General features: G+C 58.9%; 17 protein-coding genes and 4 tRNA genes. 19 read left to right on the top strand and 2 right to left on the bottom strand.

The window, feature by feature from the left end; all coding sequences use genetic code 11:
* Positions 1-33 precede the first annotated feature (33 nt).
* Positions 34-1200, bottom strand: a complete 1167-nt coding sequence (locus LK440_RS16665) for a pyridoxal phosphate-dependent aminotransferase (RefSeq protein ID WP_025341277.1) — start codon at positions 1198-1200, stop codon at positions 34-36.
* A gap of 371 nt (positions 1201-1571) precedes the next feature.
* On the opposite strand from LK440_RS16665, the gene LK440_RS16660 reads away from it, so the two are divergent.
* The 19 genes from LK440_RS16660 (at position 1572) to rpoC (ending at position 21699) form a co-directional block, all read left to right on the top strand.
* Complete coding sequence (locus LK440_RS16660; RefSeq protein WP_005017217.1) at positions 1572-1763, top strand: cold-shock protein; 192 nt, start codon at positions 1572-1574, stop codon at positions 1761-1763.
* A gap of 1351 nt (positions 1764-3114) precedes the next feature.
* On the top strand, positions 3115-5034 hold the full coding sequence (gene mnmG / locus LK440_RS16655; protein ID WP_005017219.1) for a tRNA uridine-5-carboxymethylaminomethyl(34) synthesis enzyme MnmG: 1920 nt from the start codon (positions 3115-3117) through the stop codon (positions 5032-5034).
* Entirely contained in the window at positions 5031-5702 is a 672-nt protein-coding gene (gene rsmG / locus LK440_RS16650; protein ID WP_005017222.1) for a 16S rRNA (guanine(527)-N(7))-methyltransferase RsmG, read from the top strand. The genes mnmG and rsmG overlap by 4 nt, the downstream gene beginning before the upstream one ends.
* The gene (locus LK440_RS16645) at positions 5699-6493 is read left to right on the top strand and encodes a ParA family protein (protein WP_005017224.1); all 795 of its coding nucleotides are present in this window, start codon (positions 5699-5701) and stop codon (positions 6491-6493) included. Before rsmG ends, LK440_RS16645 begins: the two co-directional genes overlap by 4 nt.
* 84 nt (positions 6494-6577) lie before the next feature.
* Positions 6578-7495, top strand: a complete 918-nt coding sequence (locus LK440_RS16640; RefSeq protein WP_005017225.1) for a ParB/RepB/Spo0J family partition protein — start codon at positions 6578-6580, stop codon at positions 7493-7495.
* Positions 7488-7895 (top strand): L-asparaginase family protein, encoded by a 408-nt coding sequence (locus LK440_RS16635; RefSeq protein ID WP_005017228.1) that lies wholly within the window; start codon positions 7488-7490, stop codon positions 7893-7895. The genes LK440_RS16640 and LK440_RS16635 overlap by 8 nt, the downstream gene beginning before the upstream one ends.
* A gap of 38 nt (positions 7896-7933) precedes the next feature.
* Positions 7934-8020: transfer RNA gene (locus LK440_RS16630), tRNA-Tyr, on the top strand.
* 117 nt (positions 8021-8137) lie between these two features.
* Positions 8138-8211: transfer RNA gene (locus tag LK440_RS16625), tRNA-Gly, on the top strand.
* Positions 8212-8215: 4 nt separating this feature from the next.
* A tRNA-Thr gene (locus LK440_RS16620) sits at positions 8216-8290 on the top strand.
* Positions 8291-8349: 59 nt separating this feature from the next.
* A complete protein-coding gene (gene tuf, locus LK440_RS16615) occupies positions 8350-9540 on the top strand; it encodes an elongation factor Tu (protein ID WP_005017230.1) in 1191 nt (396 codons plus the stop codon).
* Positions 9541-9703: 163 nt separating this feature from the next.
* Positions 9704-9779: transfer RNA gene (locus LK440_RS16610), tRNA-Trp, on the top strand.
* Between the two features lie 57 nt (positions 9780-9836).
* On the top strand, positions 9837-10217 hold the full coding sequence (gene secE / locus LK440_RS16605) for a preprotein translocase subunit SecE (RefSeq protein WP_005017233.1): 381 nt from the start codon (positions 9837-9839) through the stop codon (positions 10215-10217).
* Positions 10218-10225: 8 nt separating this feature from the next.
* Positions 10226-10759: a transcription termination/antitermination protein NusG gene (gene nusG, locus LK440_RS16600; RefSeq protein ID WP_005017237.1), complete on the top strand. Its 534-nt coding sequence runs from the start codon at positions 10226-10228 to the stop codon at positions 10757-10759.
* A gap of 58 nt (positions 10760-10817) precedes the next feature.
* The gene (gene rplK / locus LK440_RS16595; RefSeq protein ID WP_005017239.1) at positions 10818-11249 is read left to right on the top strand and encodes a 50S ribosomal protein L11; all 432 of its coding nucleotides are present in this window, start codon (positions 10818-10820) and stop codon (positions 11247-11249) included.
* A 2-nt stretch (positions 11250-11251) separates the two neighbouring features.
* Positions 11252-11950, top strand: coding sequence for a 50S ribosomal protein L1 (rplA, locus tag LK440_RS16590; RefSeq protein WP_005017241.1), 699 nt, complete (start codon positions 11252-11254; stop codon positions 11948-11950).
* Positions 11951-12194: 244 nt separating this feature from the next.
* Positions 12195-12719, top strand: coding sequence for a 50S ribosomal protein L10 (rplJ, locus tag LK440_RS16585; protein WP_005017243.1), 525 nt, complete (start codon positions 12195-12197; stop codon positions 12717-12719).
* Between the two features lie 84 nt (positions 12720-12803).
* Positions 12804-13184, top strand: coding sequence for a 50S ribosomal protein L7/L12 (gene rplL / locus LK440_RS16580; RefSeq protein WP_005017245.1), 381 nt, complete (start codon positions 12804-12806; stop codon positions 13182-13184).
* 161 nt (positions 13185-13345) lie between these two features.
* The gene (gene rpoB, locus LK440_RS16575; RefSeq protein ID WP_005017247.1) at positions 13346-17458 is read left to right on the top strand and encodes a DNA-directed RNA polymerase subunit beta; all 4113 of its coding nucleotides are present in this window, start codon (positions 13346-13348) and stop codon (positions 17456-17458) included.
* Positions 17458-21699, top strand: a complete 4242-nt coding sequence (rpoC, locus tag LK440_RS16570; RefSeq protein WP_005017250.1) for a DNA-directed RNA polymerase subunit beta' — start codon at positions 17458-17460, stop codon at positions 21697-21699. Before rpoB ends, rpoC begins: the two co-directional genes overlap by 1 nt.
* A gap of 162 nt (positions 21700-21861) precedes the next feature.
* Here rpoC and LK440_RS16565 read toward each other — a convergent pair whose 3' ends face one another.
* The gene (locus tag LK440_RS16565; RefSeq protein ID WP_005017252.1) at positions 21862-22254 is read right to left on the bottom strand and encodes a TssQ family T6SS-associated lipoprotein; all 393 of its coding nucleotides are present in this window, start codon (positions 22252-22254) and stop codon (positions 21862-21864) included.
* Between the last annotated feature and the right edge of the window lie 122 nt (positions 22255-22376).

Genomic DNA, 22376 nt, shown 5'->3' with positions numbered 1-22376 from the left:
GCGTATCAAGTGATACGCCGTTTTTTTTTCTGATCAGACCTGAGACAGACGCTCGATGGCTGCATCCAGGGTGGTGTCTTTCTTGGCAAAGCAAAAGCGCACCAGCCCGTGGTTGGATTCTGGCGCATCGGGGTTACGATAAAACGCTGAGACAGGGATGACGGTCACGCCATAGTCCACTGTCAAGCTACGGGCGAAATCAGCTTCGTTCTGGCGCGATATTTCGCTGTAGTCGGCCAGCATGAAGAAGGTGCCCGGGCTGGGGAGCGCCTTGAAGCGTGTGCCTGCCAGTCCTTCGGCCAGGCGCTTGCGCTTGGATTCGTAGAACGCGGGCAACTCAAGATACGGCTTGGGATCCGCCATGAACTCGGCCAGAGCAAATTGCATGGGTGAGGACACGGTAAACACCATGAATTGATGCACTTTGCGCAGCTCTGCGCTTAGCTGCCTCGGCGCGCAGCAATACCCGATTTTCCAGCCTGTCGCGTGATAGGTTTTTCCGAAGGACGAAATCACGAAAGCATGTTCGGCCAGCAGTGGCCGGCGTGCGATGCTGGCATGTGGTTTGCCGTCGAACACAATGTGTTCATAGACCTCGTCGGCCAACAGCAGGATGCCTGTGTCGCGCACGATGGCTTCCAAGGCATCCAGATCACTGTCATCGAGAATGGCTCCCGTTGGGTTATGCGGGAAGTTGAGCATGAGCAAGCGGCTGCGCGGGGTGATGGCATCACGTACACGCTGCCAGTCGATGCGGTAATGCGGATCATTCAAGGTCGGGGCGCGCATGGGCACCGGTACAGCCGTCCCGCCGGCCAGGCGTATCGCGGGCAGATAGGAGTCGTAACACGGCTCGATGACGATGACCTCGTCGCCGCTGCCCACCGCGGCCAGAACCGTGGCCATCAGGGCTTCGGTGGCCCCGCTGGTGACAGTGATCTCAGTTTCCGGGTCGTATCGGTGTTCGTAGAGCGCGGCAACCTTGTCCGCAATGGCGGCGCGCAGCGGTGCTACGCCAGGCATATACGGGTACTGATTATGTCCCTGGGCCATGGCCCTGGTGACCAGATCGAGCAGCCGTGGGTCGGGATCAAAGTCCGGGAAACCCTGCCCTAGATTGATGGCCTGGTGATCGATGGCCAAGCGGCTCATGATGGTGAAAATGGTGGTGCCGACGTCGGGCAGTTTTGAACGGATCATGGCGTGTAGGGTAGGGAGCTGGGTAAACGGCTGCAATTGGGCATAAGTATCCCAAAAACGGTAACCATCATGTGGGCATGACCATATGCCGCTGGAGAGCCCCGCGAAATGCTGAAACATGCCTATGGTCTGATACTGCTTCGCTTGCGAAACGAGTGAAAAAAGCCACATACGGGTAAACAATAATATGTGTGCGCAATACGGGATGAGTATGCTGGCCCTGCAGTTGATTCAAGCAGTGCGCAAGCCCGGTTAAAGCCATTGGCGGCAAGCGGCAAACAAAGCGTTCAGCGGTGACCGTTGTACGACAAGTTGGTGTCAGCGTCCTTGATTCATTTGCAATTCGTGTTTTTTTTCAGGACGCTATAAAAATGGCTCAAAAGGGCAAAGTTAAGTGGTTCAACGCCGACAAGGGTTATGGCTTCATTACCCCAGACGCCGGTGGTACTGAAGTGTTCGCGCACTTCTCCGCGATTCAAGGCCGAGGCTACCGCAGCCTTAACGAGGGCCAGGAAGTCGAATTCGACGTCAAGGATGGCCCGAAGGGGCCTCAAGCGGCCTAAATTCGTCCGCTCTAAATCGGGAAATCTCTTTCCCGTTACCAGGCTCACCTCCTGGCGCAACGCCCCAGCACCGTAGTGTCTGGGGCGTTGTCATTTGTGGATAGTTTGTTAGTGTTCACTAACAAACAGCCTTCCTCGCGCGCCGCCTACCCAATGAATTCCTCGCGGGCAGCAGGGGTCCGAACCTCTGGATAACTTTGTGGATAAAAATTCCGGGCACGGCATTTTGCCGGAGCTGATAACGGTGGTCCGGCCGCGTGCATGCCGACTTCTTCACAAACGTTGAAGGCCGATTTCCACATAGTTTTACCCAGCCTGGGAACAGGTTTTTTGCTGAGCAATGCTTGCGCTCCATATTCTCGGGCGAGAAAAAACTGTGATTTATCACGCAATTAGCGTTCTCCGCCACGAAAGTGTTTCTGCGCAGCGGGGATAACTTCTCTGCCAGATGCATCGCCGAGCCTGAGTTTTCCACCGCCGACGACACCCAATTCTTCACAAAGATATCCCCATCTTCTTGGCTTCCTCGTTATCCGAAGCAGTTGCTGTTGATAGCCTTGGCTTGTGGATAGTTTTGGGGATTAGTGTCCAGGCGGCGAGCTGGGTGGTCAATAAGTCAGTAATCCTGCACGCTAGGACTTATCAACAGAGTTGCTCACCGGAACGTGCGGTTAGCAATGTTGTGGACAACGTATTGGACCTATTGTCGCGATAGTTTTGCCACAATCCTGCTTCGGTGCTATCGGGACTCCCGGGGGTAGGCTCCGCTGTGCAGGTAATGGCGGGCATTGACTCTGGTGATGCCGCTTGACCTGGATGAGAGGCGGAAGGCGAACGTAAACTCCCGATCGGCCAGAAACTGTGAATAACTCATTGTCGGAGCTCCGAATCACGACTTAGCGCGTACCGGGATGCGGCATAGGAAACCTCCGAACAGGGAGGTTATGGTTACTCATGCAAGGTTGAACTTTTTCGAACTGTCGACATCAAACGGGCGCTACGACACGATGGCCTTTCTCACAAAGAGAGATTCCTCGCTAGACATCGGCGTTTTATAGTTGGAGGTGTTTCACGTGGAACACTCGGCTGTTCGGAGACGCGTCGGTTGTGTTCCACGTGGAACATTTCTCAGCTTGTGTGGCCACCGTGTTTCACGTGAAACAGTGGCATAAGGGCCAATTTCTGCGCCGTAGGCGGAATCCTGAGTATCCATCCAGTAGTTGTTCAAATCGAAAGTTTTCGTGCCGATAAACTCACGGATTTGGCGGGCTTACGATGTTTCACGTGAAACATCAGCGGAGCTGACTCTATAATGCCCCAAGAAGTCCATTCTTGCTCTCCCTCCCACACCATGGATTACCCCCGCGAATTTGACGTGATCGTCGTAGGTGGCGGCCACGCCGGTACCGAGGCGGCCTTGGCGGCTGCCCGTACTGGCGCGCAAACCTTGTTGCTGACGCACAATATCGAAACCTTAGGCCAAATGTCTTGCAACCCCTCTATTGGGGGCATCGGCAAGGGTCATCTGGTCAAGGAAGTCGATGCCCTGGGTGGCGCGATGGCTATCGCGACCGATGAAGCGGGTATTCAATTCCGCATTCTCAACGGTTCAAAGGGACCCGCGGTTTGCGCGACTCGTGCGCAGGCCGATCGTGTTCTGTACCGTAAGGCCATTCGTCATCGCCTGGAGAATCAACCCAATCTGTCTCTGTTCCAGCAGGCGGTCGAGGATCTAATCGTCGAAGGGGATAAGGTCGTCGGTGCCATAACGCAGATCGGGCTAAAGTTTCGTGCCCGTTCTGTAGTGCTGACGGCCGGTACCTTCCTCAATGGGCTGATTCACGTGGGGCTTGAACATTACTCGGGGGGCAGGGCAGGGGATCCTCCCTCCATCTCGCTGGGTCAACGTCTCAAGGAACTGAAGCTGCCGCAAGGCCGGCTAAAGACAGGCACGCCTCCTCGTATCGATGGCCGGACGATCAATTACGACGTATTGGAAAAGCAATCCGGCGATCTCGATCCCGTCCCAGTGTTTTCGTTCATGGGGTCGGCGTCCCTGCATCCGCGACAGTTGTCCTGCTGGATTACTCATACCAATGAGCGCACGCACGACATCATCCGCGGCGGCCTGAACCGGTCACCGATGTACAGCGGAGTGATCGAGGGGGTGGGGCCGCGGTATTGCCCTTCCATCGAAGACAAGATCCTTCGTTTCGCCGACAAATCTTCGCATCAGGTATTCCTGGAGCCGGAGGGGCTCGATACCCACGAGGTGTATCCCAATGGGGTGTCGACCAGCCTGCCCTTCGATGTGCAGTACGAGCTGATCCATTCGTTACCTGGTCTGGAGCACGCGCACATTCTGCGACCCGGTTATGCCATCGAGTACGACTACTTTGATCCACGTGGACTAAACAGCAGTCTCGAGACCAAGGCCATCAGCGGTCTTTTTTTCGCCGGCCAGATCAATGGGACCACGGGATATGAAGAGGCAGCAGCCCAGGGGCTGTTGGCTGGCGTGAATGCGGCCCGACATGCGCTGGAGCGCGAACTCTGGGTGCCGCGTCGCGACGAAGCCTATCTTGGGGTATTGGTTGATGATCTCGTGACGCGCGGGGTTACGGAACCGTATCGCATGTTCACGTCGCGGGCGGAATATCGCTTGAGCTTACGCGAAGATAATGCCGATTTACGTCTGACGGAAATCGGCCGCGAACTTGGCTTAGTCGATGATGCCCGCTGGGATGCCTTCAACCGCAAGCGCGATGCTGTCGAGGCTGAAGTTCAGCGCCTGCAGTCGACGTGGGTCAATCCGCGCCTGCTGCCCGAAGGGCCCGCCGAAGCCTTGTTGGGTAAAGCCATCGAGCGCGAGTATTCGTTGGCAGACTTGCTCAAGCGGCCCAACATCAACTATGAGGCATTGATGCAAGCCCTCGACGGTCAAGGCGAGTTGCTTGCCGGTCCAGGCGTGCTCGGCGACGATGTCTTGGCAGAACAGGTCGAGATTCAAATCAAGTATGCCGGCTACATTGCTCGCCAGCGTGATGAGGTACAAAAGCACTCCTCTCAGGAGCAACAGCCCATACCCGCTGATCTTGACTACGATGCCGTTACCAGCCTGTCATTTGAAGTCCGGCAGAAGCTAAAAACGCATCGCCCGCAGACCGTAGGTCAGGCCGCGCGTGTTTCCGGCGTGACGCCTGCGGCGATCTCACTGTTGCTTATCCATCTGAAGCGCCTGCACTACGGCTCGCGTAAGCAGGCAGCATGAGCACCATACCCATGGACATCGCCGCTTCACAGCGGTTGGAACAGGCTTGCCAGATCTTGAATCTTCCTGCTGCTCCAGAGCAGCAGGAAAAGCTGCTGCGCTACATGGCGCAGATGCAACGCTGGAATCGCACCTACAACCTCACCGCCATTCGAGATCCGGAACAGATGCTGATTCAGCATCTGTTCGATAGTTTGTCCGTTGTGGAACCTCTGGCTCGCACCCTGCATGGGCGCCCAGCCAAGATCTACGATGTCGGATCGGGCGGCGGGCTGCCTGGCGTCGTCCTGGCCATCATGCAGCCTGACTGGGAGGTTACCTGTGTGGATGCTGTCGAGAAAAAGACGGCCTTCGTTCAGCAAATGGCGGGTGCACTGATGTTGCCCAATCTGCATGCTATGCATGCCCGTATCGAGCGCGTGGCGCCCGCAGATTGCGATATCGTGATTTCGCGCGCCTTTGCCTCTTTGCAGGATTTCGCCAATTGGGCCGGCCGGCATGTGCGCCCCGATGGTACCCTCGTCGCGATGAAGGGCAAGGTCCCCAGCGAGGAGATCGAAGCGTTGCCGACCAGCTGGCAGGTCGATCGCATTGAACCACTGCAAGTGCCCGAACTCGATGCCGAGCGTTGCCTCATCTGGATGCGCCGTAGTCAAGGAACTCTATGAATACTATTCCGCCCACCAAATCCGCTCGTGTCTTTTGTATCGCCAACCAGAAGGGCGGCGTGGGCAAGACCACGACGGCGATCAATCTTGCGGCGGGCCTGGCTACCCACCAACAGCGAGTCCTGCTCGTCGATCTCGACCCCCAGGGTAATGCCACCATGGGCAGCGGTATTGACAAGAATTCCCTGCAGTCCAATCTCTATCAGGTCTTGATCGGAGAGGCTAGCATCGAGGATGCGCGGGTGCGCTCCGAGTCCGGCGGCTACGATGTCCTGCCGGCCAATCGTGAACTCTCCGGTGCCGAGATCGACCTGGTGCAAATGGAGGAGCGTGAACGGCAGCTGAAGTTTGCGATCGAGAACATTTCCAGCCAGTATGATTTCGTTCTCATCGATTGCCCGCCCACGCTGTCGCTTTTGACCCTTAACGGGCTTGCTGCGGCGCACGGCGTGATCATACCCATGCAGTGCGAGTACTTTGCATTGGAAGGCCTGTCGGACCTGGTCAACACCATCAAACGCGTGCATCGCAATATCAACAATGATCTGCGGGTCATTGGTCTGTTGCGCGTGATGTTCGACCCACGCATGACCCTGCAGCAGCAGGTGTCGGCCCAGCTTGAGGCGCACTTCGCCGACAAGGTCTTCAAGACGATCGTGCCGCGCAATGTGCGGCTGGCCGAAGCGCCCAGCTATGGCATGCCCGGCGTCGTGTACGACCGGGCATCGCGGGGCGCCCAAGCCTACATCGCCTTTGGCGCCGAAATGATAGAGCGTGTAAAGGCAATGTAGTGAGCGGCCCGGGCCCGGGGGGCCCGTTCCGTAAATGATTCAAGACAATGCATCTTGCTGCGTTGAAGAAAGAGGACACATAAGATGGCTACCAAGAAACCCAAAGGCCTGGGCCGGGGGCTGGACGCCTTGCTCGGGGCGGATGCTCCAGCAATCGATAACATCGGCAAGGCAGCAGCGCCGAGCTTGGAAGGCCCGCCCACTGTGCTTGGCATCGACAAGCTGCGCGCAGGCAAATATCAGCCGCGCACGCGTATGGATGAAGGCGCCCTGAACGAGCTGGCCGAGTCAATTCGCACCCAGGGCATCATGCAGCCTATTCTGGTGCGGCAGCTCGCTGGCGCCAGCGGTGGCGTGTACGAGATCATCGCCGGCGAGCGGCGTTTCCGCGCTGCTCAGATCGCCGGCTTGAAGGAAGTGCCGGTGCTGGTGCGTGAAGTGGCTGACGAGAACGCGGCCATCATGGCGCTGATCGAAAACATCCAGCGCGAAGATCTCAATCCGCTTGAAGAAGCGCAGGGCGTGCGCCGTCTGCTCGACGAATTTGGGCTGACCCATGAACACGCCGCTCAGGCCATAGGCCGATCACGTTCGGCGACGAGCAATCTGCTGCGTCTGCTTAACCTGGCCGCACCCGTCCAGACCATGCTGCTGGCCGGCGATATCGACATGGGGCATGCAAGAGCCTTGCTCGCGGTGGATGCCGCCATGCAGATTCAGCTGGCCAATCTGATCATCGCGCGCCGGCTGTCGGTCCGCGAGACCGAAAAGCTCGTGGCCAAAACCGTCAAGGACGCCGAGGCCAATCCCAGGAAAAAGAGCGCCGGGGCGTCTCGCGATGTCACCCGCCTGGAAGATGCACTGTCCGATCATCTGGGCACGCGCGTGACACTGAAAATCGGCGCGCGCGACAGAGGCCAGCTCATGATTGATTTCCACGGCTGGGATCACCTCAATGCGCTGCTCGAGCGGCAGGGTCTGGCAGGGGTGATTGATGCCTGAGCGCAGCTGGCCGCGGGTCGAGATCGCCTATGCCTGCGTGGATATGGATGGGAGGCTGATCGATTTCATGGCTACTTACGCGCAGGGCATCGTACTGGCAGGGGTAGGGGACGGCAATGCAACGGCCGATGCCATTCTGGCGCTGGATCGCGCGGTGGCCGCAGGGCTGGTGGTGGTTCGCGCCACTCGTACCGGCTCAGGCCGGGTAGCGCGCAATATCGAAGTCGATGACGACGGCCACGGCACCCTCGCGGCCGGTGAACTCAGCCCGCAAAAAGCCCGTATTCTGCTGACCCTGGGTCTGATGCAGTCCCAGGATCCCGTCGCGCTGCAGCAGCTTTTTAACCACTACGGACAGGCACGCGAACATATTTACGCAAAAGCGGTACCTTTGGTTTGACACCGATAATAAATGTGTTCATAATCTCGTTTCTCTCAGGAGGGGTGCCCGAGTGGTTAAAGGGGGCAGACTGTAAATCTGTTGGCCTTGCGCCTACGTTGGTTCGAATCCAACCTCCTCCACCAAGAGAACCCATTTCAAATCCAGGCGCAGTATTGGCCTGGATTTGCATCTGAGGCAGTCATGCCAGGGTGTTGCGAACCACACGCAAAATGGTAGCGAGGCAAGGTGAAAGGGTAGCCGCGGGTGTAGCTCAATGGTAGAGCAGAAGCCTTCCAAGCTTACGACGAGGGTTCGATTCCCTTCACCCGCTCCAAAATGCCCATGTGGCTCAGTGGTAGAGCACTCCCTTGGTAAGGGAGAGGTCACGCGTTCGATCCGCGTCATGGGCACCAGAATTCTCTAATATCTTCTCTCTTCAGTCAGAAGCTTCAATCCAGGTCAGGAGTCAGCCATGGCAAAAGGCAAGTTTGAACGTACCAAGCCGCACGTGAACGTGGGTACGATTGGTCACGTTGACCACGGCAAAACGACGTTGACGGCGGCGATTACGACGGTGCTGTCGACGAAGTTCGGTGGCGAAGCCAAGGGCTACGACCAGATTGACGCGGCTCCGGAAGAGAAGGCGCGTGGTATCACGATCAACACGGCACACGTCGAGTACGAGACGGAAGCGCGTCACTACGCGCACGTTGACTGCCCGGGCCACGCTGACTATGTGAAGAACATGATCACGGGCGCGGCGCAGATGGACGGCGCGATTCTGGTGGTGTCGGCCGCTGACGGCCCGATGCCGCAGACGCGTGAGCACATTCTGCTGAGCCGCCAGGTTGGCGTGCCGTACATCATTGTCTTCCTGAACAAGGCGGACATGGTTGACGACGCCGAGCTGCTCGAGCTGGTGGAGATGGAAGTTCGCGAACTTCTGTCGAAGTACGACTTCCCGGGCGACGACACGCCGATCGTGAAGGGTTCGGCCAAGCTGGCGCTGGAAGGCGACAAGGGCGAACTGGGCGAGCAGGCGATTTTGGCTCTGGCCGCAGCGCTGGATTCGTACATCCCGACGCCTGAGCGTGCGATTGACGGCGCGTTCCTGATGCCGGTCGAAGACGTGTTCTCGATCTCGGGTCGCGGCACGGTGGTGACGGGTCGTATCGAGCGCGGCGTGGTCAAGGTCGGTGAAGAAATCGAAATCGTGGGCATCAAGCCGACGGTGAAGACGACGTGCACGGGCGTTGAAATGTTCCGCAAGCTGCTCGACCAAGGTCAAGCGGGCGACAACGTGGGCATTTTGCTGCGCGGCACCAAGCGTGAAGACGTCGAGCGTGGCCAAGTGCTGGCCAAGCCGGGTTCGATCAACCCGCACACGGACTTCACGGCCGAGGTGTACATTCTGTCCAAGGAAGAAGGCGGCCGCCACACCCCGTTCTTCAACGGCTATCGTCCGCAGTTCTACTTCCGTACGACGGACGTGACGGGCACGATCGATCTGCCGCAGGACAAGGAAATGGTTTTGCCGGGCGACAACGTGTCGATGACGGTCAAGCTGTTGGCTCCGATCGCCATGGAAGAAGGTCTGCGTTTCGCCATCCGTGAAGGCGGTCGCACCGTCGGCGCCGGCGTCGTCGCCAAGATCCTCAAGTAATTTGTATCGCCAAGGGAAAGGGGCCAAGCGGCCCCATTTCCTTGTGTACAAATAACTTGCACACGGGCAAATAAAAGTAGTATTATGTATGGTTCCGCGAGGTGCCATACGAGTTGCAGTGGTGCTTTGCATAAATCATAGCTGCAAATCAAGTGAAAGCCATAGGGGTATAGCTCAATTGGCAGAGCGTCGGTCTCCAAAACCGAAGGTTGTAGGTTCGATTCCTACTGCCCCTGCCACCACCCGCCGGAGAGTACCGCGAGTTGCGCACCATCACGGCGGGCTCGTGTCGCAAAATGTCTAATACCAGCGTAGAAACCGTTACTAGTACCGCTGACCGGATCAAGCTCGGGTTGGCGGTTCTTGTCGTTATTGCTGGCATCGTTGGGTTTTCCGTGCTGAGTGCACAGCCCATGGTAGCCCGCATCGGCGTATTTGTTGGCGGTCTGGTGATCTCTGCCGTCATTGTCTGGTTCAGCGAACCCGGCCGGCGCACCATCAGCTTTGCCCAAGAGTCGTACAACGAAGTCAAGCGTGTCTCCTGGCCCACGCGCAAAGAAACCATCCAGATGACTGGGATTGTTTTTGCGTTCGTCGCGGTGATGGGCATTTTCATGTGGGTGCTCGATAAGGGCATCGAGTGGATACTTTACGGCCTGCTGCTGGGCTGGAAATAAGGACAGGCATGAGTAAACGTTGGTATGTCGTCCATGTGTATTCCGGCATGGAAAAAAGCGTACAGAAGGCCCTGAACGAGCGTATCGAACGGGCCGAGCTGCAAATGTCTTTTGGTCGCATTCTTGTGCCCTCCGAGGAAGTCGTCGAGGTCAAGGGTGGACAGAAATCGATATCCGAGCGTCGGATTTTCCCTGGTTACGTCCTTGTCGAAATGGACCTGACCGACGAAACCTGGCACTTGGTCAAGAACACGAATCGGGTCACCGGCTTTTTGGGTGGCTCGGGCAATCGCCCGACGCCGATTTCTGAGCGCGAGGTCGAAAAGATCCTGTCGCAGATGGAAGAGGGTGTCGAGAAGCCTCGGCCCAAGATTCTCTTCGAAGTGGGCGAAATGGTCCGCGTCAAAGAAGGCCCGTTTGCGGACTTCAATGGCAACGTCGAAGAAGTCAATTACGAGAAGAGCAAGGTGCGCGTGTCGGTCACGATCTTTGGTCGTGCCACCCCCGTCGAGCTCGATTTCAGTCAGGTCGAAAAAACCTGATTTCAACCCCGGGGAGCTCACTGAAAACGTGAGCGTTATCACCCGTTAGGAGCAAAGCATGGCGAAGAAGATCGTCGGCTTTATCAAGCTGCAAGTCCCGGCTGGTAAGGCTAACCCCTCCCCCCCGATTGGCCCGGCTCTGGGTCAGCGTGGCCTGAACATCATGGAATTCTGCAAGGCGTTCAACGCCAAGACCCAAGGCATGGAGCCTGGTCTGCCGATCCCCGTGGTGATCACCGCCTTCGCGGACAAGAGCTTCACCTTCATCATGAAGACCCCGCCCGCGACGGTCCTCATCAAGAAGGTCGCTGGCGTGCAGAAGGGTTCGCCCAAGCCGCATACCGACAAGGTTGGCACGCTCACCCGTGCTCAAGCCGAAGAAATCGCCAAGACCAAGCAGCTTGACCTGACCGCTGCCGATCTGGATGCCGCGGTTCGCACCATCGCTGGTAGCGCCCGCAGCATGGGCATTACCGTTGAGGGGATCTAATCATGGCTAAACTGTCCAAGCGCGCCGCTGGCATCGCTCAGAAGATCGATCGCACCAAGCTCTACCCGGTCGCCGAAGCCCTGAATCTGGTCAAGGAAACCGCAACGGCCAAGTTCGATGAGTCCATCGACGTGGCAGTGCAACTCGGCATCGACCCCAAGAAGTCCGACCAACTGGTCCGTGGCTCGGTGGTTTTGCCCGCCGGTACCGGCAAGACCGTGCGTGTCGCCGTGTTCGCTCAAGGCGACAAGGCGGAGGCTGCCCGTGCTGCTGGCGCCGACATCGTCGGTCTGGATGACCTGGCCGAGCAGATCAAGGCTGGCCAGATGGATTTCGACATCGTCATCGCCTCGCCCGACACCATGCGCGTGGTCGGTGCCCTGGGTCAAATCCTGGGCCCGCGTGGCCTGATGCCGAACCCGAAGGTCGGCACCGTGACCCCGGACGTCTCCACTGCCGTCAAGAACGCCAAGGCTGGCCAAGTGCAATACCGTACCGACAAGGCCGGTATTATTCACGCCACCATTGGTCGTGCTTCGTTCGGCGTCGAACAACTGCAATCCAACTTGGCCGCCCTGGTCGATGCCCTGCAAAAGGCTCGTCCGGCTGCTGCCAAGGGTATCTACCTGCGCAAGCTTGCCGTCTCGTCGACGATGGGCGGCGGTGCGCGTGTGGAAATCGCTTCGCTGTCGGCCAACTAAGGCTGCTGGCAAAAAGTACTTTGGGCCGCATCCGGGATTTTCGGATGCTGCTGTCAAAGACCGCTGGAGTCGCCCGTTGCAAGTATCGAACGGGCAGCTTAATACCGGTGCTCACATAGGCCGGATCCAGCGTAGACGGCGTCCCCAGGAAGAATTCTTTACCCGAAGAACTCAACCAGGCGCCGCATTCGGTTGACGCGCAAGGCTTCAAGCCCCAGGCGTCTTTTGATGGAGTGTTCAAACCGTGAGTCTCAATCGCCAAGAGAAAGCGGTGGTAATCGAGGAAGTCTCGGCGCAAGTCGCTAAGGCTCAATCGATTGTTATCGCCGAGTACCGTGGTCTGGACGTCGCCTCTGTCACCGTACTGCGCAAAACTGCGCGTGAATCGGGCGTTTACCTGCGTGTTCTGAAGAACTCGCTGGCCCGTCGTGCGGTTGCTGGCACGGCTTTCGAGCCGTTGGCCGAGCAACTGACCGGTCCGCTGATCTATGGTATCAGCGACGATCCGGTCGCGGCGGCAATGGTCCTCGCCGGTTTCGCAAAGAGCAACGACAAGCTGGTTATCAAGGCGGGCGCTTTGCCCAACAACTTGCTGACCCAAGAAGGCGTCAAGGCTTTGGCCACGATGCCTTCGCGCGAAGAGCTGCTCTCGAAACTGCTGGGCACCATGCAAGCCCCGATCGCGCAATTCGTGCGTACGCTCAACGAAGTTCCGACCAAGTTCGCCCGTGGCCTCGCGGCCGTGCGCGATCAGAAAGCCGCCGCCTGATTTCAGGCGCGGTTTGCGGATCTTCGCTGAACGACAAAGCGACACCCAACCCTGGCATTACCCAATTTTGGAGTTCTAAAGAAAATGGCACTTAGCAAAGCTGAAATCCTTGACGCCATCGCTGGCATGACCGTGCTCGAGTTGTCCGAGCTGATCAAGGAAATGGAAGAGAAGTTCGGCGTGTCGGCTGCTGCCGCCGCTGTTGCCGTGGCTGCTCCGGCTGCTGGTGGCGCTGCCGCCGCTGCTGAAGAACAGACCGAGTTCACCGTTGTGCTGCTCGAAGCCGGCGCCAACAAGGTGTCCGTCATCAAGGCCGTGCGCGAACTGACCGGTCTGGGTCTGAAGGAAGCCAAGGATCTGGTTGACGGCGCTCCCAAGCCCGTCAAGGAAGCCCTGCCGAAGGCTGACGCCGAGGCTGCCAAGAAGAAGCTGGAAGAAGCTGGCGCCAAGGTCGAAGTCAAGTAAACCTTCGCGTCATCTGCCCGGGGACAGCGCAGTATGCCGTCCCCGGGCTTTTGCGTTTCCAGGAAACCCCTCCTGATATTGCAGTTTTTAGGGGTGTTTCCTGGAGTCGTATCACCTGGGGCCGTGGTTGACGGCCCATGCAACCTCGAGTCGGAGTGCTCATGCCTTACTCGTACACCGAAAAAAAGCGCATCCGCAAAAGTTTCGCCAAGCGGGAAGACGTTCAAAACGTTCCTTTTCTGCTCGCAACGCAACTTCAATCCTACCTAACTTTCCTGCAAGCAGAGACCGCCACCGCGGATCGGGTCAATGAAGGCCTGCAGGCGGCGTTTTCGTCGATTTTCCCGATTGTTAGCCACAACGGTATGGCGCGCTTGGAGTTCGTCAGCTACGTGCTTGGCGAGCCGGTGTTCGATGTCAAGGAATGTCAGCAGCGTGGCCTGACCTTCGCTTCGCCCCTGCGCGCCAAGGTTCGCCTGGTGCTGCTGGACCGCGAAGTCAGCAAGCCGACCATCAAGGAAGTGAAGGAACAGGAAGTCTACATGGGCGAAATTCCGCTCATGACCAGCACGGGTTCCTTCGTGATCAATGGCACGGAACGTGTCATTGTGTCGCAGCTGCACCGTTCGCCTGGTGTGTTCTTCGAACACGACCGCGGCAAGACCCACAGCTCGGGCAAACTGCTGTTCTCGGCCCGCGTGATCCCCTACCGTGGATCCTGGCTGGACTTCGAGTTCGATCCCAAGGACGTGCTGTTCTTCCGTGTGGATCGCCGCCGCAAAATGCCTGTGACGATTCTGCTCAAGGCCATCGGCATGAGCCCGGAATCCATCCTGGCGCATTTCTTCGATTTCGACAATTTCGAATTGAAGAGTGAAGGCGCCATGATGGAGTTCGTTCCTGAGCGTTGGAAGGGCGAGATGGCCCGTTTCGACATCAGCGACCGTTCCGGTAAGGTGATCGTCGAGAAAGACAAGCGTATCAACGCCAAGCACCTGCGCGATCTGGCCAACGCCGGTATCCAGCGCATTTCCGTGCCCGAAGACTTCCTCTTTGGTCGCGTGCTGGCCAAGAACGTCGTCGATGCCGACACCGGCGAAGTGATCGCGCATGCCAATGACGAGATCACCGAAAGCGTGCTGGCTGCCATGCGCGATGCCAAGGTGCTGGATCTGCAGGCACTCTACACCAACGATCTGGACCGCGGCCCGTACATCTCGCAGACCCTGCGGACCGATGAAACCGCCGACCAGACCGCTGCCCGTGTGGCGATCTACCGCATGATGCGCCCTGGCGAGCCGCCGACCGAAGAAGCGGTCGAGGCCGTGTTCCAGCGCCTGTTCTACAGCGAAGAGTCCTACGATCTGTCGCGTGTCGGACGCATGAAGGTCAACAGCCGTCTGGGTCGTGGTGACGACGCCAATGGCCCGATGACGCTGACCAACGAAGACATCCTTGAAACCATCAAGGTGTTGGTTGAGTTGCGTAACGGGCGTGGCCAGATCGATGATATCGATCACTTGGGCAATCGTCGCGTGCGTTGCGTGGGCGAATTGGCAGAAAACCAGTTCCGTGCCGGTTTGGTGCGCGTCGAGCGTGCGGTCAAGGAACGTCTGGGCCAGGCCGAGACCGAAAACCTGATGCCGCACGACCTGATCAACTCCAAGCCGATCTCCGCCGCGATCAAGGAGTTCTTCGGTTCGAGCCAGCTGTCGCAGTTCATGGACCAAACCAACCCGCTGTCGGAAATCACGCACAAGCGCCGTGTTTCCGCTCTGGGACCTGGTGGTCTGACCCGCGAGCGCGCAGGCTTCGAAGTCCGCGACGTGCATCCGACGCACTATGGCCGTGTCTGCCCAATCGAAACGCCGGAAGGCCCGAACATCGGTCTGATCAACTCGATGGCGCTTTATGCGCGCCTGAACGAGTACGGCTTTCTGGAAACGCCGTATCGCAAGATCATCGACGGCAAGGTCAGCGACCAGATCGATTACCTGTCGGCCATCGAAGAAAGCCACTACGTCATCGCGCAGGCTAACGCCGCGCTGGATGCCGAAGGCCACTTCGTCGATGATCTGGTTGCTTGCCGTGAAGCAGGCGAAACCATGCTGACCTCGCCGGTCAATGTGCACTACATGGACGTGGCGCCGTCGCAGATCGTCTCGGTCGCCGCATCGCTGATTCCGTTCCTGGAGCACGATGACGCCAACCGTGCACTGATGGGTGCCAACATGCAGCGCCAGGCCGTGCCTTGCCTGCGGCCTGAGAAACCGTTGGTCGGCACCGGTGTCGAGCGTACCGTTGCCGTGGACTCGGGCACGACCGTGCAGGCGTTGCGCGGCGGTCTGGTCGACCACGTCGATGCCGAGCGTGTGGTGATCCGCGTCAACGACGAAGAAAACGTCGCGGGCGAGGTGGGTGTGGATATCTACAACCTCATCAAGTACACGCGTTCCAACCAGAACACGAACATCAACCAGCGTCCTATCGTCAAGCGAGGCGATCGTGTCTCCAAGGGCGACGTGCTGGCCGACGGTGCGTCGACGGATCTGGGCGAGCTCGCCCTGGGCCAGAACATGCTGATCGCGTTCATGCCCTGGAACGGCTATAACTTCGAAGATTCGATCTTGATCTCCGAGCGCGTTGTGGCCGATGACCGCTACACCTCGGTTCACATCGAAGAGCTGACCGTGGTCGCTCGCGATACCAAGCTCGGGCCTGAGGAAATCACGCGCGACATCAGCAACCTGGCCGAAACCCAGCTCAACCGTCTGGATGATTCGGGTATCGTCTACATTGGCGCGGAAGTCAGCGCCGATGACGTGCTGGTGGGCAAGGTCACGCCCAAGGGCGAGACCCAGCTCACGCCGGAAGAAAAGCTGCTGCGCGCCATTTTCGGCGAGAAGGCTTCCGACGTTAAGGATACGTCGCTGCGCGTGCCTTCGGGCATGACCGGTACGGTCATTGACGTGCAAGTCTTCACCCGTGAAGGCATTGTGCGCGACAAGCGCGCGCAGTCCATCATCGACGATGAATTGCGTCGCTATCGCCAGGACTTGAACGACCAGTTGCGCATCGTCGAGAACGATCAATTCGATCGTATCGAGAAGCTGTTGGTGGGCAAGGCCGTCAACGGCGGCCCACGCAAGCTGGCCAAGGGCGCCACCGTCACCAAGGCCTATCTGGCCGATCTGGACCGCTGGCAGTGGTTTGACATCCGTCTGGCCGATGAGCCGCACGCTGTCGTTCTGGAGCAGGCCAAGGAATCGCTCGAGCAGAAGCGTCATCAGTTTGATCTCGCCTTCGAAGAGAAGCGCAAGAAGCTGACGCAGGGCGACGAGCTGCCTCCGGGCGTGCTGAAGATGATCAAGGTCTATCTGGCCGTCAAGCGTCGTCTGCAGCCTGGTGACAAGATGGCCGGCCGCCACGGTAACAAGGGCGTGGTCTCGCGGATCACTCCGGTCGAAGACATGCCGCACATGGCAGATGGTACGACGGCGGACATCGTGCTCAACCCGCTGGGTGTGCCGTCGCGGATGAACGTCGGTCAGGTGCTGGAAGTTCACTTGGGCTGGGCTGCCAAGGGGGTGGGTCAGCGTATTGCCGACCTGCTGCGGGACGAACGTACCGCCCAGATCAAGAACATCCGTTCTTATCTTGAAAAGGTCTACAACACGACCGGTACTGGCGCGCGCTTCAACGAGCTGTCCGACGACGATGTCATCGAACTGGCCCACAACCTGAAAAAGGGTGTGCCGTTCGCGACGCCGGTGTTCGACGGTGCGACCGAAGAAGAAATCGCCATGATGCTCGAGCTGGCGTATCCGGACGAGGTTGCCAAGCGTATGCAACTGACCCCGTCGCGAGCTCAAGCCTGGCTGTTCGACGGACGTACCGGCGAGAAATTCGAACGCCCGGTCACCATCGGCTACATGCACTACCTGAAACTGCACCACTTGGTCGACGACAAGATGCATGCCCGTTCGACCGGCCCGTACTCGCTGGTTACCCAGCAGCCGCTGGGTGGTAAGGCGCAGTTCGGTGGTCAGCGCTTCGGGGAAATGGAAGTCTGGGCTCTGGAAGCCTATGGCGCCTCTTACACCCTGCAGGAAATGCTGACCGTGAAGTCCGATGACATCACCGGCCGCACCAAGGTTTACGAAAACATCGTCAAGGGCGATCACGTCATCGACGCCGGCATGCCGGAATCGTTTAACGTGTTGGTCAAGGAAATCCGCTCGCTGGCCCTGGACATGGATTTGGAGCGTAACTAATGAAAGCGCTACTCGATCTCTTCAAGCAAGTCTCGCAAGACGAGCAATTTGATGCCATCAAGATTGGCATCGCTTCGCCGGAGAAGATCCGTTCGTGGTCGTACGGCGAAGTCCGTAAGCCCGAGACGATCAACTACCGTACCTTCAAGCCCGAGCGCGATGGTCTGTTCTGCGCCAAGATCTTTGGCCCGATCAAGGACTACGAGTGCTTGTGCGGCAAGTACAAGCGATTGAAGCACCGCGGCGTGATCTGCGAAAAGTGCGGCGTGGAAGTCACCGTTGCCAAGGTTCGCCGCGAACGTATGGGCCACATCGAGCTGGCCAGCCCTGTCGCGCACATCTGGTTCCTCAAGAGCCTGCCGTCGCGTCTGGGCATGGTTCTGGACATGACCCTGCGCGACATCGAACGCGTGCTGTACTTCGAAGCCTGGTGCGTGATCGAACCCGGCATGACGCCGCTCAAGCGCGGTCAGATCATGTCGGACGACGATTTCCTGGCCAAGACCGAGGAATACGGCGACGACTTCCGTGCCCTGATGGGCGCCGAAGCCGTGCGCGAACTGCTGCGCACCATCGACATCGACCGTGAAGTCGAAACGCTGCACGGCGAGCTTAAGGCCACCAGTTCCGAAGCCAAGATCAAGAAGATCTCCAAGCGTCTGAAGGTGCTTGAAGGCTTCCAGAAGTCGGGCATCAAGCCGGACTGGATGGTCATGGAAGTGCTGCCCGTGCTGCCGCCGGACTTGCGGCCGCTGGTGCCGCTGGATGGCGGCCGCTTCGCGACCTCTGACCTGAACGATCTCTATCGCCGCGTCATCAACCGCAACAACCGTCTCAAGCGCCTGCTCGAATTGAAGGCGCCCGAGATCATCCTGCGCAACGAAAAGCGCATGTTGCAGGAAGCGGTCGATTCGCTGCTGGACAACGGTCGTCGCGGCAAGGCCATGACCGGCGCCAACAAGCGCCAGCTCAAGTCCCTGGCCGACATGATCAAGGGCAAGAGCGGTCGTTTCCGCCAGAATCTGCTGGGCAAGCGCGTGGACTACTCGGGCCGTTCGGTCATCGTGGTGGGTCCGCAGCTCAAGCTGCATCAGTGCGGTCTGCCCAAACTGATGGCACTGGAACTGTTCAAGCCTTTCATCTTCAATCGTTTGGAGATGATGGGTCTGGCCACGACCATCAAGGCAGCCAAGAAGCTGGTCGAGAACCAGGAACCGGTGGTGTGGGACATCCTCGAAGAGGTGATTCGCGAACATCCGGTCATGCTCAACCGCGCACCCACGCTGCACCGTCTGGGCATCCAGGCGTTCGAGCCGGTGCTGATCGAAGGCAAGGCCATTCAGTTGCATCCGCTCGTTTGCGCGGCGTTTAACGCCGACTTCGACGGTGACCAGATGGCCGTTCACGTGCCGCTGTCGCTGGAAGCTCAGCTCGAAGCGCGCACGCTGATGCTGGCTTCGAACAACGTGCTGTTCCCGGCCAACGGTGAACCGTCCATCGTGCCGTCGCAGGATATCGTGCTGGGTCTGTATTACACGACCCGCGAGCGCGTCAACGGCCGTGGTGAGGGTATCTTCTTTGCCGACGTCGCTGAAGTGCAGCGCGCCTATGACAATGGCGAAGTCGAACTGCAGACCCGCATCACCGTGCGCCTGAAAGAGCACGAGCGTGATGAGCAAGGTGAATGGCAGCCGGTCATCCGCCGTCATGAAACGACGGTCGGTCGTGCCCTGCTGTCCGAGATTCTGCCTCGCGGCCTGCCGTTCACGGTTCTGAACAAGGCCCTGAAGAAGAAAGAAATCTCGCGCCTGATCAACCAGTCGTTCCGCCGCTGCGGCCTGCGCGACACGGTTATCTTCGCCGACAAGCTGATGCAGTCCGGTTTCCGCCTGGCAACCCGTGGTGGTATCTCCATCGCCATGGAAGACATGCTGATCCCCAAGGCCAAGGAAGTCATTCTGGCCGAAGCCAGCCGCGAAGTTAAGGAAATCGACAAGCAGTACTCGTCGGGTCTGGTCACGTCGCAAGAGCGCTACAACAACGTTGTGGACATCTGGGGCAAGGCTGGCGACAAGGTCGGCAAAGCGATGATGGAGCAACTGGCCACCGAGCCGGTCGTCAACCGTCATGGCGAAGAAGTGCGCCAGGAATCCTTCAACTCCATCTACATGATGGCTGACTCGGGTGCGCGCGGTTCTGCCGCTCAGATCCGTCAGCTCGCTGGCATGCGCGGCCTGATGGCCAAGCCGGACGGCTCCATCATTGAAACGCCCATTACCGCCAACTTCCGTGAAGGTCTGAACGTACTGCAGTACTTCATCTCCACTCACGGCGCGCGTAAGGGTCTGGCCGACACGGCACTGAAGACCGCCAACTCGGGCTACCTGACCCGTCGTCTGGTCGACGTGACGCAGGATCTGGTCATCACCGAAGTGGACTGCGGCACCTCGCACGGCTACTCGATGAAGGCGCTGGTCGAAGGTGGTGAAGTCATCGAACCTCTGCGCGATCGTATCCTCGGTCGTGTGGCGGCGATCGACATCGTCAATCCGGACAGCCAGGAAACGGCGATCACTGCCGGCACCCTCCTGGACGAAGACCTGGTCGATCTGATCGATCGTATCGGCGTGGACGAGGTCAAGGTCCGTACTCCGCTGACCTGCGAAACCCGTCATGGCTTGTGCGCGAGCTGCTATGGCCGCGACCTGGGCCGTGGTTCGCCGGTCAACGTGGGCGAGGCGGTTGGCGTGATCGCGGCGCAGTCCATCGGTGAGCCGGGTACGCAGTTGACGATGCGTACCTTCCACATCGGCGGTGCGGCATCGCGCTCGGCGCTGGCCAGCGCGGTGGAAACCAAGTCCAATGGTACGGTCGGCTTTGCCAGCACCATGCGTTACGTGACCAACGCCAAGGGCGAACGCGTTGCGATTTCGCGCTCGGGCGAACTCGCGATTTACGACGACAATGGTCGTGAACGCGAGCGCCACAAGATCCCGTACGGTGCAACTGTACTGGTCGGCGATGGCGAAGCCGTCAAGGCGGGCACGCGTCTGGCAACCTGGGATCCGCTGACGCGTCCCATCGTGTCGGAATACGGTGGCGCGGTGCGCTTCGAGAATATCGAAGAAGGCGTAACCGTGGCCAAGCAGGTCGACGAAGTCACCGGCCTGTCCACGTTGGTCGTCATCACGCCCAAAACGCGTGGCGGCAAGATCGTCATGCGTCCGCAGATCAAGCTGGTCAACGACAACGGCGAAGACGTGCGCATCGCGGGTACCGACCATGCGGTGAACATCTCCTTCCCGGTTGGCGCGCTGATCACGGTGCGTGACGGTCAGCAGGTTGCTGTCGGTGAAGTGCTTGCGCGTATTCCGCAAGAATCGCAGAAGACTCGCGACATTACCGGCGGTCTGCCGCGTGTGGCAGAGCTGTTCGAGGCCCGCTCGCCCAAGGATGCCGGCATGCTTGCCGAAGTCACGGGTACGGTCTCCTTCGGCAAGGACACCAAGGGCAAGCAGCGCCTGGTGATCACCGATTTGGAAGGAGTGAGCCATGAGTTCCTGATTCCCAAGGAAAAGCAGGTTCTGGTGCACGACGGCCAGGTGGTCAACAAGGGCGAAATGATCGTTGATGGTCCGGCCGACCCGCACGACATCCTGCGTCTGCAGGGTATCGAAAAGCTGGCGACCTACATCGTCGACGAAGTCCAGGACGTCTACCGCTTGCAAGGCGTGAAGATCAACGACAAGCACATCGAAGTGATTGTTCGTCAGATGCTGCGCCGTGTGAATATCACCGATCCGGGCGATGCTGATTTCATCCCGGGCGAACAGGTCGAGCGCTCCGAGCTGCTCAACGAGAACGATCGCGTGGTGGCCGACGAGAAGCGTCCGGCGCATTACAACAACGTTCTGTTGGGTATCACGAAGGCCTCGCTGTCCACAGACTCCTTCATCTCCGCGGCCTCGTTTCAGGAAACGACCCGCGTGCTGACCGAAGCAGCCATCATGGGCAAGCGCGACGATCTGCGTGGCCTGAAGGAAAACGTCATTGTCGGTCGCCTGATTCCGGCGGGTACCGGTCTGGCTTACCACCTTGCCCGCAAGGACAAGGAGGCTCTGGAAGCCGCGGAACGCGAAGCCGCTCGCCAGCAGGCCAACCCCTTCGAGGATGCGCCGGTGACGGCAGTCATCGAGGCGGATGGTCCGCTGACCTCGGATGACGAGACGCCGGCTGAGTAAGCCACCTGACCAGCTTCGGCTGCGAGGAAGAAAACTGCCGGCCTTGTGCCGGCAGTTTTCTTTTGGAGGGGGGCAGAGGCGGACGGCTGGATCCCCGTCGTACAGCAAGCAAAAAGCCAGTCCGAAGACTGGCTTTTTGCTTGGCGGGATAAGGCCCGCTTTCTAGGCCGCCTGTTTGGCTCGCTGATAGGCTGGCCCCCAGACAGGGTGCCCGATTTCCGCAGGCTTTAGCTCGAAATCCGGGTCGATGGCCAAAATGCGCCGGAAGGCATCCTCGCACAACGGGATGTAGCCGCTGACGCAATAGCTAAACGCCAGCAGCTTGAGGGCCGGTACTTTCACGGTTGATGGTGCGGTATCCAGTTCATCGGATCTGGCGACAGAGCGAATGACTTGCCCGTAGTGACCTGCCCGGTACTCGGTCTGGACGTCTTCCAGGGCCTGGAGGGCGGCGGCGGAAGGGGGACGGTCGGCTGTGCGCAGCCCTGAACAGGCGGCAAGCCCGCACAGCAAGGCAATGCCGAGCGGATACCGTTGGATGTTTAGACGTTTCAACTGGAATCCCGATCAGTGGAAAAGCTAGTTTATGCTTGGCTTGCGCCGCACGCAAAGGTGGGCAGGGCGGGTGGCATAATAAGCGCACGGTGGCACCGCTTTGAGTCAGTGCCGTGCGGAAA

It is taken from the genome of Bordetella holmesii, from assembly GCF_020735985.1.
Classification (GTDB): Bacteria; Pseudomonadota; Gammaproteobacteria; order Burkholderiales; family Burkholderiaceae_B; genus Bordetella; species Bordetella holmesii.
The sequence above is the reverse complement of the archived record's forward strand: the minus strand, read 5'-3'. Positions and strand labels throughout refer to the sequence as shown.